20 protein-coding genes are annotated in these 16167 nt (G+C 66.5%); 16 read left to right on the top strand and 4 right to left on the bottom strand.

All coding sequences use genetic code 11. The features are described 5' to 3' along the window. From RMO40_RS07440 to RMO40_RS07415, 6 genes are all read left to right on the top strand, one after another. Positions 1–509: YqgE/AlgH family protein (locus RMO40_RS07440; protein WP_309718473.1), on the top strand; the 509-nt coding region annotated here is incomplete at its 5' end. 11 nt (positions 510–520) lie between these two features. Further along, entirely contained in the window at positions 521–916 is a 396-nt protein-coding gene (ruvX, locus tag RMO40_RS07435; protein ID WP_309718468.1) for a Holliday junction resolvase RuvX, read from the top strand. Further along, entirely contained in the window at positions 913–1413 is a 501-nt protein-coding gene (pyrR, locus tag RMO40_RS07430; RefSeq protein ID WP_309718467.1) for a bifunctional pyr operon transcriptional regulator/uracil phosphoribosyltransferase PyrR, read from the top strand. Before ruvX ends, pyrR begins: the two co-directional genes overlap by 4 nt. Next, positions 1410–2366: an aspartate carbamoyltransferase catalytic subunit gene (locus tag RMO40_RS07425; protein ID WP_309718464.1), complete on the top strand. Its 957-nt coding sequence runs from the start codon at positions 1410–1412 to the stop codon at positions 2364–2366. The genes pyrR and RMO40_RS07425 overlap by 4 nt, the downstream gene beginning before the upstream one ends. Positions 2367–2383: 17 nt before the next feature. After that, on the top strand, positions 2384–3679 hold the full coding sequence (locus RMO40_RS07420) for a dihydroorotase (RefSeq protein ID WP_309718461.1): 1296 nt from the start codon (positions 2384–2386) through the stop codon (positions 3677–3679). A gap of 50 nt (positions 3680–3729) precedes the next feature. Further along, entirely contained in the window at positions 3730–4446 is a 717-nt protein-coding gene (locus RMO40_RS07415; protein ID WP_309718458.1) for a 1-acyl-sn-glycerol-3-phosphate acyltransferase, read from the top strand. Here RMO40_RS07415 and RMO40_RS07410 read toward each other — a convergent pair. Beyond that, positions 4443–4943, bottom strand: coding sequence for a pilin (locus RMO40_RS07410; protein ID WP_309718455.1), 501 nt, complete (start codon positions 4941–4943; stop codon positions 4443–4445). The two genes, RMO40_RS07415 and RMO40_RS07410, sit on opposite strands and share 4 nt — an antisense overlap. A 118-nt stretch (positions 4944–5061) precedes the next feature. Here RMO40_RS07410 and lhpI point away from each other — a divergent pair, with 118 nt between their 5' ends. The 3 genes from lhpI (at position 5062) to RMO40_RS07395 (ending at position 8688) form a co-directional block, all read left to right on the top strand. Beyond that, positions 5062–5985 carry a bifunctional Delta(1)-pyrroline-2-carboxylate/Delta(1)-piperideine-2-carboxylate reductase gene (lhpI, locus tag RMO40_RS07405; RefSeq protein ID WP_309718452.1) on the top strand — a complete coding sequence of 308 codons (924 nt, stop codon included), beginning with the start codon at positions 5062–5064 and terminating at the stop codon, positions 5983–5985. A gap of 55 nt (positions 5986–6040) precedes the next feature. Beyond that, positions 6041–7423, top strand: coding sequence for an MATE family efflux transporter (locus RMO40_RS07400; RefSeq protein WP_309718449.1), 1383 nt, complete (start codon positions 6041–6043; stop codon positions 7421–7423). 113 nt (positions 7424–7536) lie between these two features. Then, positions 7537–8688, top strand: coding sequence for an HD domain-containing phosphohydrolase (locus RMO40_RS07395; RefSeq protein ID WP_309718446.1), 1152 nt, complete (start codon positions 7537–7539; stop codon positions 8686–8688). On the opposite strand, the gene gpmA is transcribed toward RMO40_RS07395, so the two are convergent. Then, positions 8685–9386, bottom strand: coding sequence for a 2,3-diphosphoglycerate-dependent phosphoglycerate mutase (gpmA, locus tag RMO40_RS07390; protein ID WP_309718443.1), 702 nt, complete (start codon positions 9384–9386; stop codon positions 8685–8687). The two genes, RMO40_RS07395 and gpmA, sit on opposite strands and share 4 nt — an antisense overlap. 87 nt (positions 9387–9473) lie before the next feature. On the opposite strand from gpmA, the gene RMO40_RS07385 reads away from it, so the two are divergent. From RMO40_RS07385 to RMO40_RS07370, 4 genes are all read left to right on the top strand, one after another. Beyond that, positions 9474–9884, top strand: a complete 411-nt coding sequence (locus RMO40_RS07385) for a rhodanese-like domain-containing protein (protein WP_309718441.1) — start codon at positions 9474–9476, stop codon at positions 9882–9884. 13 nt (positions 9885–9897) lie between these two features. After that, on the top strand, positions 9898–10158 hold the full coding sequence (gene grxC / locus RMO40_RS07380) for a glutaredoxin 3 (RefSeq protein ID WP_309718438.1): 261 nt from the start codon (positions 9898–9900) through the stop codon (positions 10156–10158). 83 nt (positions 10159–10241) lie between these two features. Continuing rightward, the gene (gene secB / locus RMO40_RS07375) at positions 10242–10709 is read left to right on the top strand and encodes a protein-export chaperone SecB (protein WP_309718433.1); all 468 of its coding nucleotides are present in this window, start codon (positions 10242–10244) and stop codon (positions 10707–10709) included. 16 nt (positions 10710–10725) lie between these two features. Then, positions 10726–11712, top strand: coding sequence for an NAD(P)H-dependent glycerol-3-phosphate dehydrogenase (locus tag RMO40_RS07370; protein WP_309718431.1), 987 nt, complete (start codon positions 10726–10728; stop codon positions 11710–11712). A gap of 6 nt (positions 11713–11718) precedes the next feature. Here the strand turns inward: RMO40_RS07370 and trmL are convergent, their stop codons facing one another. Together trmL and RMO40_RS07360 are read right to left on the bottom strand one after the other, a co-directional pair. Further along, a complete protein-coding gene (gene trmL / locus RMO40_RS07365) occupies positions 11719–12189 on the bottom strand; it encodes a tRNA (uridine(34)/cytosine(34)/5-carboxymethylaminomethyluridine(34)-2'-O)-methyltransferase TrmL (protein WP_309718428.1) in 471 nt (156 codons plus the stop codon). A gap of 22 nt (positions 12190–12211) precedes the next feature. Next, complete coding sequence (locus RMO40_RS07360) at positions 12212–12913, bottom strand: ComF family protein (RefSeq protein WP_309718425.1); 702 nt, start codon at positions 12911–12913, stop codon at positions 12212–12214. Positions 12914–12937: 24 nt separating this feature from the next. On the opposite strand from RMO40_RS07360, the gene RMO40_RS07355 reads away from it, so the two are divergent. From RMO40_RS07355 to RMO40_RS07345, 3 genes are all read left to right on the top strand, one after another. Then, positions 12938–13852, top strand: a complete 915-nt coding sequence (locus tag RMO40_RS07355; protein ID WP_309718422.1) for a biotin synthase — start codon at positions 12938–12940, stop codon at positions 13850–13852. 126 nt (positions 13853–13978) lie between these two features. Next, positions 13979–15163, top strand: coding sequence for a cytochrome c oxidase subunit II (gene coxB / locus RMO40_RS07350; protein ID WP_309718419.1), 1185 nt, complete (start codon positions 13979–13981; stop codon positions 15161–15163). A gap of 42 nt (positions 15164–15205) precedes the next feature. Beyond that, a partial coding sequence (locus tag RMO40_RS07345) for a cbb3-type cytochrome c oxidase subunit I (RefSeq protein WP_309718416.1) occupies positions 15206–16167 on the top strand: 962 nt, incomplete at its 3' end.

The raw sequence follows: 16167 nt of genomic DNA, 5'->3' as shown, positions 1-16167 counted from the left end.
CGGTGATCTACATGTGCGAGCACACCGACAAGGGTGCGCTGGGCCTGGTGATCAACAAGCCGATCGACATCAAGCTCAAAAACCTGTTCGAAAAGGTCGAGCTCACCCTCGACCGTGAAGACCTGGCCGACGTGCCGGTCTACTTCGGCGGGCCGGTGCAAACCGAGCGCGGCTTCGTGCTGCACGAGCGCCTGGGGGGTGAAGCAGGCGAGGGCGGGCACTACAACTCGTCGCTGCAAATCCCGGGTGGGCTGGAGATGACCACCAGCAAAGACGTGCTCGAAGCCTTGTCGAACGGCGCTGGCCCGAAAAAGATCCTGGTCACGCTCGGCTACAGCGGCTGGAGCGCGGGCCAGCTCGAAGAAGAGATCGGCCGCAACGGCTGGATCAACGTCGGCGCCGAGCCCGGCATCATCTTCGACACGCCGGTCGAACAGCGCTACGACAAGGCACTGTCGCTCTTGGGCATTGACCCGCGCATGCTGAGCCAAGAGGCGGGGCACGCGTGAGCTTCGCGGCCATGCCTCCCCCAAATCCCCGCTCCTTTCTTGCTTTTGATTTCGGCACCCAGCGTGTGGGTGTGGCCAGCGGCAACACCCTGACGCGCACCGCCACGCCCTTGCGCACTGTCGCGGCCGAAGGTGACGCCCGTTTTGCCGCGCTTGGCGCACTGATTGCCGAATGGCAGCCCGATGCCCTGGTGGTCGGCGTGCCCTTCCATCCCGACGGCGCAGCGCACGACAATACCGCCCGCGCGCAGCGCTTTGCCCGCCAGCTGCACGGCCGCTTCAAGCTGCCGGTGCACGAGGTGGACGAGCGTTACACCACGACCGAAGCGCATTCGCACGGCGCCAGCGACGTCGATGCCGCTTCGGCCGCGATCATCCTCGAGCAGTACTTGAGAAACTTGCCATGAGCACTTTGCACCTCGATGCCGAAGCCCTCTACACCGACCTCTTGTCGGGTGTGCGCGGCCTGCTGCAACCCGACACCGTGCTGGTCGGCATCTGGTCGGGCGGCGCCTGGCTGGCCGAGCGGCTGCAAAAAGACCTCAAGCTGCCCGGCGAGATCGGTGTCATCTCCAGTGCCTTGCACCGTGATGATTTTTCGTCGCGCGGGCTGTCGAGCGCCGACCCCACCAAGCTGCCCTTCGAGATCGAAGGCCGGCCCATCGTGCTGATCGACGACGTGCTCTACACCGGCCGCACCACCCGTGCTGTGGTCAACGAGTTGTTTGACTTCGGCCGCCCCGCGAGCGTGACGCTGGCCGTGCTGGTGGATCGCGGTGGGCGCGAGTTGCCCATCCATCCTGCGTACTCGGCGGCACGGATCACATTGCCCAAAGAACACAAGCTGCGCCTGGCGCGCGACGAGGCTGGCCGCTTCAGCTTCGACATCAAGGAAGGTGCATGACCCGCAACCCCCAACTGAACAAACACGGCGAGCTGATCCACCTGCTCTCCATCGAAGGCCTGCCGCGCGCGGTGTTGCACAACATCCTCGATACCGCCGGCACCTTTCTCAGCGTCAACGACCGCGAGGTGAAGAAGGTGCCCCTCTTGCGCGGCAAGAGCGTCTTCAACCTCTTCTTCGAAAACAGCACCCGCACCCGCACCACCTTCGAGATCGCGGCCAAACGTTTGAGCGCCGACGTGATCAACCTCGACATCGCCAAGTCGAGCGCGGCCAAGGGCGAGAGGCTGCTCGACACCATTGCGAACTTGTCCGCGATGCACGCCGACATGTTCGTGGTGCGCCACAGCGAGAGCGGTGCGCCTTACCTGATCGCCCAGCACTGCGCGCCGCATGTGCACGTGGTCAACGCCGGTGACGGCCGCCATGCGCACCCGACGCAAGGGCTGCTCGACATGTACACCATCCGCCACTACAAACAAGACTTCACCAAGCTCGTGGTGGCGGTGGTGGGCGACATCGTGCACTCGCGTGTGGCGCGCTCCGACATCAACGCCCTCACCACGTTGGGTGTGCCCGAGATCCGCGCCGTCGGCCCCAAGACCCTGGTGCCGAGCGACTTGAAAGAGATGGGCGTGCGCGTGTGCCACGACATGGTCGAAGGCATCAAGGGCGCCGACGTGATCATCATGTTGCGGCTGCAAAACGAGCGCATGAGCGGCGCCATGCTGCCGAGCGCCGGTGAGTTCTTCAAGAACTACGGGCTCACGCAAGAGAAGCTGGCCCACGCCAAACCCGACTGCATCGTCATGCACCCGGGCCCGATCAACCGCGGTGTCGAAATCGACTCGTCGGTGGCCGATGGGCGGCAGAGCGTGATCCTGCCGCAGGTCACCTTCGGCATTGCGGTGCGCATGGCGGTCATGTCGACGATTGCGGGCAACAACGCCTGACGGGAGCACACAAGAAGATGAAACTGCTGATCAAGAACGGCCGCTTGCTCGACCCAGCGACAGGGCGTGACGAACCAGGCGACGTGGCCATCGCCGCGGGCCGCATCGTCTCGCTGGGCAAGGTCAACCCCGACTTCCATGCCAACCGCAGCATCGACGCCAGCGGCCTGATCGTCGCCCCCGGTCTGGTCGACCTGGCAGCCCGCTTGCGCGAGCCGGGCCACGAACACGAAGGCATGCTTGAGTCGGAGATGGCCGCCGCGGTCGCCGGCGGTGTGACCAGCCTGGTGTGCCCGCCCGACACCGACCCGCCGCTCGACGAACCCGGCCTGGTGGAGATGCTCAAGTTCCGCGCGCGCAACCTCAACCAGTCGCACCTTTATCCGCTCGGCGCGCTCACGCGCAACCTGGCCGGCGAGGTGCTGACCGAGATGGCCGAACTTACCGAAGCCGGCTGCGTGGGCTTCTCGCAGGCCGATGTGGCGCTGGCCGACACCTTGGTGATGCAGCGTGCGCTGCAGTACGCATCGACCTTCGGCTACAGCGTGTGGCTGCGCCCGCAAGACTCCTACCTCGGCAAGGGTGTGGCCGCCAGCGGCGCGCTCGCCACGCGGCTGGGCTTGTCGGGTGTGCCGGTGATCGCCGAGACGATTGCGCTGCACACCATCTTCGAGCTGGTGCGTGCGACCGGTGCAAGGGTGCACCTGTGCCGCCTGAGCAGTGCCGCTGGCATCGAGCTCGTGCGCCGCGCCAAGGCCGAGGGCTTGCCGGTCACCTGCGACGTGAGCGTCAACCAGCTGCACCTGACCGACATGGACATCGGCTACTTCAACGCCGCCATGCGCCTCACGCCGCCGCTGCGCCAGCAGCGCGACCGCGACGCCATCCGCGCCGCGCTGGCCGACGGCACGATCGACGCCCTGGTGAGCGACCACACGCCGGTCGACGAAGACATGAAGAACCTGCCCTTTGCCGAAGCCGAACCCGGTGCCACCGGCCTGGAGCTGCTGCTGAGCCTGGCGCTCAAGTGGGGCGAAGAGCAGGGTGTGGGCCTGGGCAAGACGCTCGCTTCGGTGACCTGCGAGCCGGTGCGTGTGCTGGGCGAGGCGCTGGGCTCGCTGGCCTCCAGTGCCGGCCGCCTGGTTGAAGGGGGTGTGGCCGACCTGTGCCTGTTCAACGCCAGCGAGCGCTGGACGGTGCACCCCGCCGCGCTCAAGAGCCAGGGCAAACACTCGCCGTTCGAGGGGTATGAGTTGCCTGGCCGCGTGAAGTACACGCTGGTCGCCGGCCACCTGGCCTACGAGGCCGCTTGAGCCCGGTGCTGCGTCAACTGCGAGGGGTTTGGCGGCTGACCCATTGTGTCGTGCACATTGGCGCCGGCATGCTGCGCTGCGCGCTGATCTACCCCTTTGCCACGCCGGCCCAGCGCATGCAACAGACCGGCCGCTGGTGCGCCAAGATGGCCCGCGTGCTGGGCCTGCAGATCCATGGCACGGGCGCGTCGCACCCCGGCCCGGTGCTGCTGGTGGCCAACCACATCTCGTGGCTCGACATCCTCGCCATCAACGCGGTGCACCCGACGCGCTTTGTCTCCAAGGCCGACGTACGGGCCTGGCCGGTGCTGGGCTGGCTGGTGGCGTGCGGTGGCACCTTGTTCATCGAACGTGAACGCAAGCGCGACGCGCTGCGTGTGGTGCACCAGATCGCCGATGCGTTGAAGCAGGGTGACACCATCGCGATGTTCCCCGAAGGCACCACGGGCGATGGCTCCTCGCTCTTGCCCTTTCACGCCAACCTGCTGCAAGCCGCGGTGTCGACCGGCACGCCGCTGCAACCCATCGCGATGCGGTATGTCGATGCCGACTCGCAGCCCAGCCGCGCGGTGGTGTGGGTGGGTGACACCACGCTGGTCGCGTCGCTGTGGCAGGTGGCCACGGCCGACCGCATTCAAGCCTTCGTGATGCAGTTGCCGGCGCTGCCGACCGTTGGGCAAGACCGCCGCGCGCTCGGCGAGGCCGTGCGGGTGCAGATCAGCGCCACGCTGGGCTTCGACGAAAGCGCATCAGCGCCCCACCCTTAAAGGCAGTTCACCGGAAGGTAGACGGCGGGCACGTCGGTCTTGTCGGTGCCCATGGCCCGCATGTTCTCGGGGGGCCGCGCGCGGCCGCACACCCAGGCGACGGGCACGACCTGCGCGTCTTCGATCACACCCGGGCGCAGCGTCAGCGTCTTGCCCCGCAGCGCGCCGTTGGCGCGGTTGCCGAACACGATGTGGATGGCGCCGTTTTCCACCGTGACCGACTTCACCACGTTGCTCACGATCTTGTCGGGCGCGGGCAGCCCGGCGCTGGCGTTGTCTTCGGGCAGGGTCTTGGTGGCGGCCCAGGTGGCGGCCACCGGGTCCTTGGCAATCTTCGCCAAGGGCATGGCTTCGACGATGTTCTCGCGGATGTACTTGTTCTGCAGGCTGGGCACGGCCATCAGCGCGAGGATGGCGATGATGGCCACCACGATCATCACCTCGATGAGGCTGAAGCCGTGGGCTGGTGGGGTCGCAGAAGTGTGGGCTGTGTTCACGCGAGGCAGGCCGGGTGGAGACGGTAGGTGGAGACGGGGCTATTCTGCGGCATGCCGCCAGACGCCGGCGCGGCAGAGTGTGTCAAGCGGCTAAGCTGTGTCACGCCTCACCAGCCCCATGAAGATCATCGACACCGCCACCACCCGCGCTGCGCTGGGCTTTGATCGCCTGGTGCCCGCGCTGGCGCAGATGTTTGCCAGCGGCTGCGAGTCGCCGCCGCGCCACGTGCACAGCCTGCCTGCGTTCACCGTGCTTATCATGCCGGCCTGGCAGGCCGGTCGTTACCTCGGTATCAAGACGGTGACCATCGCGCCCGGCAACTCGGGCCTCGGACTGCCCGGCCTGCATTCGACGTATCTGCTGTACGACGCCACCACCGGTGTGCCACTGGCGCAGATGGACGGCAACGAGATCACCTCGCGCCGCACCGCCGCGACCTCGGCGCTGGCCGCTTCTCACCTCGTGCGGCCCGATGCGCGCCACCTGCTGGTGGTGGGAGCAGGCCGCGTCGCCAGCCTGCTCGCCGAGGCCTACCGCAGCGTGTTGCCGATCGAGCAGGTGACGGTGTGGAGCCGCACGCCAGAAGCCGCGGCCGCCCTGGCGGCGCAGTGGCGCGGGCGCGGCATCGATGCGCGTGCCACCGACGACCTGTCGCAGGCTGTGCGCCAGGCCGACGTCGTCAGCAGCGCCACCCTGGCCACCGAGCCGATGATCCGCGGCGAGTGCTTGAAGCCTGGCAGCCACCTCGACCTGATCGGCAGCTTCACGCCGGCCATGCGCGAGGCCGACGACGACTGCTTTCGCGGGGCACACATCTATGTCGACACCGAAGAGGCCTGCCACAAGAGTGGCGAGTTGCTGGGGCCGATCTCGCGAGGCGTGTTGGCCGCAAACGATCTGGGCGGCACGCTGGCGCAGCTGTGCCGTGGCGAGGTGGCCGGGCGTGCGTCGGCCACGGGGCGCACGGTCTTCAAGTCGGTGGGCACGGCGCTGGAAGACCTGGCCGCGGCCGTTCTGGTGTACGAATCGCACGCCGTCTGAGCGGGGTTGCTCCAGGTGACAGCGGGGCCCCAGCGGCTGCGCTATGGTCGTTCGCTTGAGCTCGCTCACCTCCGTTTCCCGCCTGCGCTGGATTCGCCATCAGTGGCAGCGCCGCTTCGCCCGCCCGCGCGGTGTGTGGGGCCTGGCCGGGCCGGTGCTGGTGCAGGAGCTCGCCCTGGTGCTGACCGGCACGGTGGTGATGGCGCTGGCCAGCCACCTCGGCCCGGCGTCGGTGGCGGCCATCGGCATGATGGACGCGCTGGGCTACCTGCTCAACGCGGTGTACGGCGGGCTGGCGATGGGGGCCACCGTGACGGTGGCGCACTGCCTGGGCGCCGGCCGCCGCCACGACCTGCGCGCTGTGGCCTTCAGCGCGCTGCTGCTGGCGCTGTGCAGTGCAGCATTCATCGCCGCTCTGCTCTGGTTCACCCGCGGCCTGTGGATCGCCATGCTGCTGCCTGGCGCCGAAGCCTCGGTGGTTTCGCAGGCCGATCGTTACTTTCGCTGGCTCATCGTGGCCGGGTTGCCCACCGCGCTGGTGATGGTGGCCTGTGGCGTGCTGCGCGGCATGGCCCGCACCGACACCGCCATGCGCGTGCAACTGGCGATGAACCTGCTGCAGATCTTGCTGGCAGCACTTTTCATGAACGGCGCCAACGGCAGCGTGGCGGGTGCGGGCGCCGCCTTGCTCTGTGCGCGCAGCGCGGGTGTGGTGCTGGTGTTGATCGCGTTGTGGCCCACGCTGCAGCGGGCGCTGGAGCACGCGGCTGGCTCACCCGTGCGCAGCGAGTTTGTGCGCGCCATCTTGCGCGTGGGCTGGCCGGCGGCGCTGGAGACATCGTTCTTCCACGTCGGCAAGCTGATCACGCAGACCATGGTGGTGAGCCTGGGCACCACGGCGATGGCGGCCAACTTCATCGCCTTCTACGTCAGCGCCATGCTCTACGCCCCCGGCACGGCGCTGGGCGTGGCCGCCACCACGCTGGTGGGCATGCGCCTCGGCGCTGGCCAGGCGCAACGGGCGCACCGCATGCTGCGCCGCCTGGTGCGCAGTGCCAGCTGGTCGCTCACCTGGGTGGGCTTGCTGGTGCTGCCGCTGGCATGGCCCTTGGCCAGCTTGTTCGGCAACGACCCCGAGGTCACGCGCCAGGCGGCCTGGTTGATCGCCTTGAGCTGCCTGTTCATGCCGGTGTGGGCGGGGTCTTTTGTGCTGCCCGCAGGCTTGCGCGGAGCGGGCGACACCCGTTATGCGCTGGTGGTGGGCACGGCCACCATGTGGGGCCTGCGCATCATGGCCGGCTACCTGATGGGCGTCGTGCTGGGCCTGGGTGTGGTGGGTGTGTGGCTGGGCATGTTCGGCGACTGGGTGGTGCGCAATGGGCTGTTTCGCAAACGCATGCGCAGCACCGCCTGGACGCGCCACCGCGTGCTGGGGTGACCCCGGCCAGAGCCAAAGTGGCCGCCCGCTTGCAGTATTTGGCAAAACGGGGTGAAGCGCCTCTGTCGCTCTGAGCGCTGCAAGGCTACATTGCAGCGATAGCGGAGGCTGCCATGGCGTTTGTGAAGATGGTGCGATCCCAGGTTCATTTCGGCGCTCCCTCCTTGTGGGAGGTGCGTGACGCCGAGGGGCATTTGCTGCTGGCACGTGGTGCCGTCATTGAAGACGACGAACAGCTCGCCGCGCTGCTGGCGCATGGCGCGATGGTCGACCCCGAAGAAGTCAAGGCGGCGCTCGCAGCCCAGGCCCTGGCCAACGGGCGCCCGATCGAAGCGCCGGCACCCGACCCCCGCCCGGCCAGCCTGTTTGCCTTGTGGGACAAACTCTTCTGGCGCCTGGAGCGCGCGGTCAAAGGCATCAAGGAAGAGGCCGGCTTCCCGGCGCGCATCGACGAACTCGCCCAGCACCTGGCGCTGCTGGTGGAGCGCGACGCCGACATCGGCATCTTCATGGCGGTGCGCCAAGACAATCACCGTTTTGCGATCTACGGCCTGAGCCATGCGGTGTTCACCGCCTCGCTGTGTTTCCTGATGTCGCAACGCATGGGCTGGCCGCGCGAGCGCAGCATCACGCTGGTGAAAGCCGCGCTGACCATGAACATGTCGGCCTTCGAGTTGCAGGGCCGGCTTGCCGCACAGGGCGTGCCGATGCTGGAGGAGCAACGCGTGATCCTGCATGAGCACCCGTTGCAGAGCGCGCAGATGCTGCGTGAGGTGGGCGTGGCCGATGAAGAGTGGCTCACCGCCGTGGAGCAACACCACGAGTGGCCTGATGGAACAGGCTACCCGCGCCAGCTCACTGAAATGAGCGAGATGGCCCGCGCGCTCAAGTACGCCGACGTGTTCATCGCCAAGATCAGCCCGCGCGCGATTCGCAAGCCGCTCAGCGTGCAGGAGGCGGCGCGCCAGTTGTTCAAGCTCGATGGCGGCGGGCCGATGGCCATGGCCATCATCAAGGAGTTTGGTATCTACCCGCCGGGCGAGTTCGTGAAGCTCAAGTCGGGCGAGCTGGCGGTGGTGATACGTCGCTCGGCGAGCTCCAACACACCGCTGGCGGTGAGCATCACCGACAAGACCGGCGTGCCCGTGTTGCACGTGGCACGCCGCGAAACCGCGCGGCCCGAACACGCCATCACCGGGCTGGTGGCCGACAAGTCGCTGCTGACCCGCGTGCCGCCGGAGCGGCTGTACGGTTTGCCGGGTTAGGCCTTGTCGCTTTGCAGGTAATAGCTCTTGATGGGCTTGAGGTCGGCATCAAGCTCGTAGACCAGCGGGCTGCCGTTCGGGATGTTCACGCCCACGATGTCGGCGTCGGCGATGTTGTCGAGGTACTTCACCAGCGCGCGAATGCTGTTGCCGTGCGCCGCGATCACCACGCGCTTGCCGGCCTTGATGGCCGGGGCGATGCTGTCGTTCCACACCGGCAGCACCCGATCGACGGTGTCTTTGAGGCATTCGGTGAGCGGGATGTCTTCGGGCTTGAGCTTCGCGTAGCGGATGTCGTTGCGCTGGCTCATGGGTGAATCGGCAGTCAGCGGCGGGGGCGGCGTGTCGTAGCTGCGGCGCCAGATCAGCACCTGCTCGTCACCGTACTGCTTGGCTGTTTCGGCCTTGTTGAGGCCTTGCAGCCCACCGTAGTGACGCTCGTTCAGGCGCCAGTGGTGCACCACCGGAAGCCAGGTGCGGTCCATCTGGTCGAGCGTGTGCCAGAGTGTCCAGATGGCGCGCTTGAGCACCGAGGTGTAGGCCACGTCGAAGTCGTAGCCACCGGCCTTGAGCAGCCGCCCGGCCTCCTGGGCTTGCGCGACGCCGGTGGGCGTGAGTTCCACATCGACCCAGCCGGTGAAGCGGTTTTCGAGGTTCCAGGTCGATTCGCCGTGGCGAATGAGCACAAGTTTGTACATGGCAGAGGTGCGTGCGGGGCACACGGCAATCGGGGAAAGGGCCGAATTCTATAATTCGCCTTTGCCTCCAACACCCTGGGCCTCCTTGTGAAATTCTTTGTCGACAACTGGTATCTGATCGTGATGGCCCTGGTTTCGGGTGGTTTGCTGCTGTGGCCACGCGTTCGCTCGGGCGCCGGGGCCGGTGCGGTGAGCACCGCCGAGGCGGTGCAGCTGATCAACCGCGAACGAGCCGTGCTGATCGATGTGAGCGAGGCCCCCGACTACGCCGCCGGCCATGCCATCGGCGCCAAGAGCGTGCCCTTGAGCGGCCTGGAAGCCAGCACCGACCTGCCCAAGAACAAGGCCTTGCCGCTGGTGGTGGTGTGTGCCACTGGCTCACGCGCCTCGCGTGCCGTGGGTATCCTGCACAAGCTGGGATTTGCCAACGCGCGGCCCCTGGCCGGCGGCTTGAAGGCCTGGCGCGAAGCCAACCTCCCGGTCGAAAAATCAGCCTGAGCGGAGGCCAGCCATGCAGGCGGTGAAGATGTACACCACCCAGGTGTGCCCGTTTTGTCAGCGAGCCAAGATGCTGCTCCAGCAGCGCGGGGTGGCGCACATAGAGGAAGTGCGCGTCGATCTCGACCCGTCCCAGCGCGACACCATGGTCCAGATCACCGGGCGACGCACGGTGCCGCAGATCTTCATCGGCGACACCCATGTGGGCGGCTGCGACGACCTGATGGCGCTCGATCAACGCGGTGGCTTGATGCCCCTGCTGCAGGGCGCCTGAGCCGTCACAAGGCCTCGGACATAATCCAGCGCCCGCAGGTGCGGGCCCCCTTTCACTTACGCATTCAATCCAGCGAGATCACCATGGCCGACGACAACACCACTCCCGTGTTCCAGATTCAACGCGTGTACCTGAAGGACTTGTCGCTCGAGCAACCGAACTCGCCGCAGATCCTGCTCGAGCAAGCCCAGCCGCAGGTCGACATCAACCTGGCCCTGGCCGCCAACCCGGTGACCGACGGCATCTACGAAGTCAGCGTGACCGCCACCGTCACCACCACCGTGGCCGACAAGACGCTGTTCCTGGTCGAGGCCAAGCAGGCCGGCATCTTCGAGATCCGCAACATCCCTGACGACCAGCTGCAGCCCATCATCGGCATCGCCTGCCCGCAGATCATCTACCCCTACCTGCGAGCCATCGTCTCTGACGTGTGCACACGTGCCGGCTTCCCGCCGGTGGTGCTGGCCGAGGTGAACTTCCAGGCCATGTACGAGGCGCAGCAACAGCAGCAAGCGGCTGCCGGCAACGGCGCCCAGCCGAGCCTCAACTGACCCACCACAGGCAGCGATGAACCTGACGCTGCTGGGGGCCGGCGCCTGGGGCACGGCCCTCGCAGCGAGCACGGCCGCTCGACACCCCACGCAGCTGTGGGCGCGCGACGCGCAGCAGTGCCGGCAGCTGCAGTCCACACGCGAAAACCAGCGCTACCTGCCGGGTGTGCCGTTGACCGGCAGCCTGCGGATCACAGGCGATTTCGATGCCGCCGTGGCGCACGCGCAAGACGGCCTGATCGTGATCGCCACCCCGATGGCCGGGCTGCAGGAAATGCTGCAGCGCCTGCCGGCCACCGCACCCGGTGTGTTGTGGCTGTGCAAGGGCTTTCAGGAAGGCAGCGGGCTGCTCGGCCACGAGGTGGCTCGCGCGGTGCGGCCCGGGGCGGCGAACGTCGGCATCTTGTCCGGCCCAAGCTTTGCGCTCGAAGTGGCGCGTGGCCAGCCGGCAGCGCTGGTGGTGGCGAGCACCGACGAGGCCTTGTGCCAGAAGGCCGTCGAGGCTTTTCACAGCGACAGCCTGCGCATCTACGCGTCCAGCGACCCGGTCGGTGTGGAAGTGGGCGGTGCGGTCAAAAACGTGATGGCCATTGCCACCGGCATTGCCGATGGCCTGCAACTGGGGTTCAACGCCCGCGCGGCGCTCATCACCCGCGGCCTGGCCGAGATGACGCGCTTGGGCGTGGCACTCGGCGCCCGCGCCGAAACCTTCATGGGCTTGAGCGGCCTGGGCGACCTGGTGCTCACCGCCACCGGTGACCTGTCGCGCAACCGCAAGGTGGGGCTGCTGCTCGCACAAGGCCTGCCGCTCGCGCAAATCTTGCAAGACCTTGGCCACGTGGCCGAAGGGGTGGCCTGTGCCGCGACCGTGCTCCAGCGTGCCCAGGCCCTGGGTGTCGACATGCCGATCACCGAAGCCGTGGTTCGCGTGCTCGAAGGCCAAGTCAGCCCAGTTCGGGCGATCCAGGAACTGATGTCGCGCGACGCGCGGCGCGAACACTGAAACGGCTCAGGCGCCGCCGCGGTAGCCGTTCTGGCGCCAGGCTTCGAACACCGCCACCGCCACGGCATTGCTGAGGTTGAGGCTGCGCTGCTCGGGCCGCATCGGCAGGCGCACACGCTGCGAGGTGGGAATGCTGTCGCGCAGATCGGTGGGCAGGCCGGCGGTTTCCGAGCCGAACACCAGCCAGTCGCCGGGCTGCCAGCTGACGTTTGAAAACGCCTGGCTGCCGCGGGTGGTGAAGGCAAACAATCTTGTGGGGTCCGGCTGGGCCGAGTCGACGAATGCGCTCCACGACGCATGGCGTTGCACGCTCGCGTACTCGTGGTAGTCGAGCCCCGCACGGCGCAGCAGGCGGTCGTCCATCGAAAAGCCCAGCGGCTCGATCAAATGCAAGGCGCAGCCGGTGTTGGCCGCCAGGCGGATCACGTTGCCGGTGTTGGGCGGGATCTCGGGCTGGACCAGGACGATGTTGAACATGAGGGCGGGATTGTCATGCCAGTCACGCGGGCCGTGGTGTGCGTGCCAGTGCCCACGCTTCAACGCGTGACGCGCCGGCTTGCTTGAGCACCCGGGCGATCTCGCCGAAGGTGGCGCCGGTGGTCATCACGTCATCGATCACGGCCACCGAGAGGCCGCTCAACTCGGCCCGCCGCAGCGGCTCCACCGCGAACACACCGCGCACATTGGCCGCACGCTCTTCGGGTGGCAGGGCCAACTGGTGGGGGCTGTCTTTCAAGCGCAGCAGAAGACTGGCGTCGGTTTGCAGCGTGAGCGCACGCCCGAGCCTGCGTGTCAGCTCCCAGGCCTGGTTGAAGCCACGTTCGCGCAGCCGCTCGGCGCTCAGCGGCACTGGCAACAGCAGATCGGGTGCGGGTGTGTGGGCACACTGCCGTGCTGTCTGCAGCAGTTGCGACAGGGCGGGTGCAAGGTCGAGCGCCGCGTGGAACTTGAACTGCGTGATCAACGCCGACCACGGGTGGGCGTAGTCCACACCGGCCAGCGCACCATCGAACGCCGGCGGGTTGACGATGCATGCGCCGCAGGCCAGCACCCCTGGCGGCACCCGCGAGGCACAGCGCCCGCAGCGTGAGGCCGGCGCCGCAAAACGATGGTTGCACGCCGCACATACCGCCTGCTCGCCCCAACTGCGACACACCACGCACTGGCTGGGTATTTGCTGGAGCAAGCGTGTGAAAAGCACCGCGTCAATATACTGCCGCTCGACATGAGCGAGCCTTCTGCACCGACGACGCGACACCTCGACGTGATGAACGTGCGGGCCTGCCTGAGGCGGCTTGCGCGTGCCGAAGAAGCGCCCTGGTTGCACGCTGAAGTGGCACGCCGCATGGCCGATCGGCTGAGCATCATTCGCGCCAAACCCGAGGCCGTGCTCGACTGGTGGTCGTTCGGCGGCGCGGGCAGCTTGCTGTTGTCGCAGGCCTATCCGGCGGCGCGGCACCACGTCGTCGAGCCTACGGGGGCGCTGCAGGAGCGCAGCCGCCGGGCGGCACCGGCGGCGCCGTGGTGGTCGGCCCGGCGTTGGCGAGCGTCTGCTGTGCAGGTGATGTCGCCCGACGAGGTGGCACCGGCCAGCGTGCAGCTGGTGTGGGCCAACATGATGTTGCACGCCTCGGTTGACCCGGCCGCGCTGATGACCCGCTGGCAGCGTGCGCTCACCGTCGATGGCTTCGTGATGTTTTCCTGCCTCGGGCCCGGCAGCTTGCGCGACTTGCACGGGCTGTATCAGCGCCTGGGTTGGCCTGCTCCCATGGCCGACTTTGTCGACATGCACGACCTGGGCGACATGCTGGTGCATGCCGGGTTCTCCGACCCGGTGATGGACCAGGAGGTGCTCACACTCAGCTGGGACAGCCCGCAGGCGTTGTTGCGCGAGCTGCGCAGCCTGGGCTCGAACGCCTCACCCGACCGTTTTGCCGGTTTGCGCACGCCACGCTGGCGCGAACAGTTGCTCGCAGGGCTGGCCTCTCTGGCGGCACCCGATGGGCGCATCTACCTGCAGTTTGAAGTGGCCTACGGACACGCCTTCAAAGCCGCGCCGCGCCCACTCGTGAGTGCCGAGACCACGGTTTCACTCGAAGACATGCGTGCAATGGTGCGCACGAAATCACCTAGAGCATGAGAGGGCAGTGGGTGCATGAAAGGCTGCGTTAAACTGGCGGGCTTGAAAAAAGCAGGTTCGCCCGGGTGCGTCATCAGGTGGCGCGCACCCAACTCGATGTGAATTTTGATAACTGAAACGACCATGATGAAGACGACGAAATCACTTTGCCGGTCTCTCTGCGAGAGAGTGGCGCAGTTCAGCCTGGTGCTGGGTGCTGCGCTGGCGACCTCAGTTGCCATGGCCGTCAACAACCTGCCGGGCGGACCGGCCGTGAACCAGCTCGACCTGCACCCGCCGGTGACCAAGATCGCCGCCGAGCAGCAGTACCTGCACAACTTCATGATGATCTTGTGCCTCGTCATCTTTGTCGCCGTGTTCGGCGTCATGTTCTATTCGATCTTCAAGCACCGCAAGTCCAAGGGCCACAAGGCGGCCAACTTCCACGAAAGCGTGAAGGTTGAAATCGCGTGGACGGTGGTGCCCTTCATCATCGTGATCTTCATGGCGCTGCCGGCCACCAAGGTCGTGGTGGCGATGAAAGACACCAGCTCTGCCGACATCACCATCAAGGCCACCGGCATCCAGTGGAAATGGGGCTACGACTACCTCAAGGGTGAAGGCGAAGGCATCGGCTTCGTGTCCTCGCTCGACCCGACCCATCGCGAGATGTCCGATTCGGGCAAGCCGTCCGGCGACGACTACCTGCTCAAGGTCGACAACCCGCTGGTGGTGCCGGTCGACAAGAAGATCCGCATCATCACCACCGCCAATGACGTGATCCACGCCTTCATGGTGCCCGCGTTCGGCATCAAGCAAGACGCCATCCCCGGCTTCGTGCGCGACACCTGGTTTCGCGCTGAAAAGACAGGCGACTTCTATGGCCAGTGCGCCGAGCTGTGCGGCAAGGAGCACGCCTATATGCCCATCCACGTGAAGGTGCTCTCCGCCGAGGACTATTCCAAGTGGGTCGATGGGAAGAAGAAGGAAGCGGCTGCCAAGGCGGACGATCCAAACAAGGTCTGGGTGCTCGCCGATCTGGCCGCCCGTGGCGAGAAGGTTTATGCCGCCAACTGCGCCGCTTGCCACCAGGCCAGCGGCAAGGGCGCTGGGCCGATCAAGGCGATCGACGGCTCGCCGGTGGTGCTCGATGCCGACAAGTCCAAGCAGATCGCGATTCTGCTGAACGGTCAGAACAACGGCGCCATGCCCGCCTGGAAGCAGTTGAGCGACACCGAGTTGGCCGCCGTCATCACCTACACCAAGAACAACTGGTCGAACAAGACCGGCCAGCTCGTGCAGCCCGCTGAAATTGCAGCCGCACGCAAGTAATTCATAGTCCGCGTCAAGAACAAGCGCCCCAAAGGAAGACCCATGAGTGCAGTACTCGACCCCCAAGGCCACGTGGCCGGCCATGGCCATGACGACCATGCCCACGACGACCACCACCCTTACGGCTGGCGCCGCTGGGTGTACGCCACCAACCACAAGGACATCGGCACGCTGTACCTGCTGTTCTCGTTCACCATGCTGATGGTGGGTGGCGTTCTGGCGCTGCTGATCCGCGCCGAGCTGTTCCAGCCGGGCTTGCAGATCGTCAACCCGCAGTTGTTCAACCAGCTCACCACGATGCACGGCCTGATCATGGTGTTCGGCGCCATCATGCCGGCCTTCGTGGGCTTCGCGAACTGGATGATCCCGCTGCAGATCGGCGCGGCCGACATGGCCTTCGCCCGCATGAACAACCTGAGCTTCTGGCTGCTGATCCCGGCCGGCCTGATGCTCGTGGGTTCGTTCTTCATGCCCGGCGGCGCACCGGCTGCCGGCTGGACGCTCTACGCACCGCTCACGCTGCAGATGGGCCCCTCGATGGACGCCGGCATCTTCGCGATGCACATCCTCGGCGCTTCGTCGATCATGGGCTCGATCAACATCATCGTGACCATCCTCAACATGCGCGCCCCCGGCATGACGCTGATGAAGATGCCGATGTTCTGCTGGACGTGGCTGATCACCGCCTACCTGCTGATCGCCGTGATGCCCGTGCTGGCCGGCGCCATCACCATGACGCTGACCGACCGCCACTTCGGCACCAGCTTCTTCAACCCCGCCGGCGGCGGCGACCCGGTGATGTACCAGCACATCTTCTGGTTCTTCGGCCACCCCGAGGTCTACATCATGATCTTGCCGGCCTTCGGCATCGTGAGCCACATCGTGCCGGCCTTTGCCCGCAAGAAGCTGTTTGGCTACACCTCGATGGTGTACGCCACTTCGTCGATCGCCATCCTGTCGTTCATCGTGTGGGCCCACCACATGTTCACCACCGGCATGCCCGT

This window comes from Rhizobacter sp. (genome assembly GCF_031412075.1).
GTDB lineage: Bacteria > Pseudomonadota > Gammaproteobacteria > Burkholderiales > Burkholderiaceae_C > Rhizobacter.
Note: the sequence above shows the minus strand (reverse complement) of the source record. Positions and strands in the feature narration are given on the sequence as shown.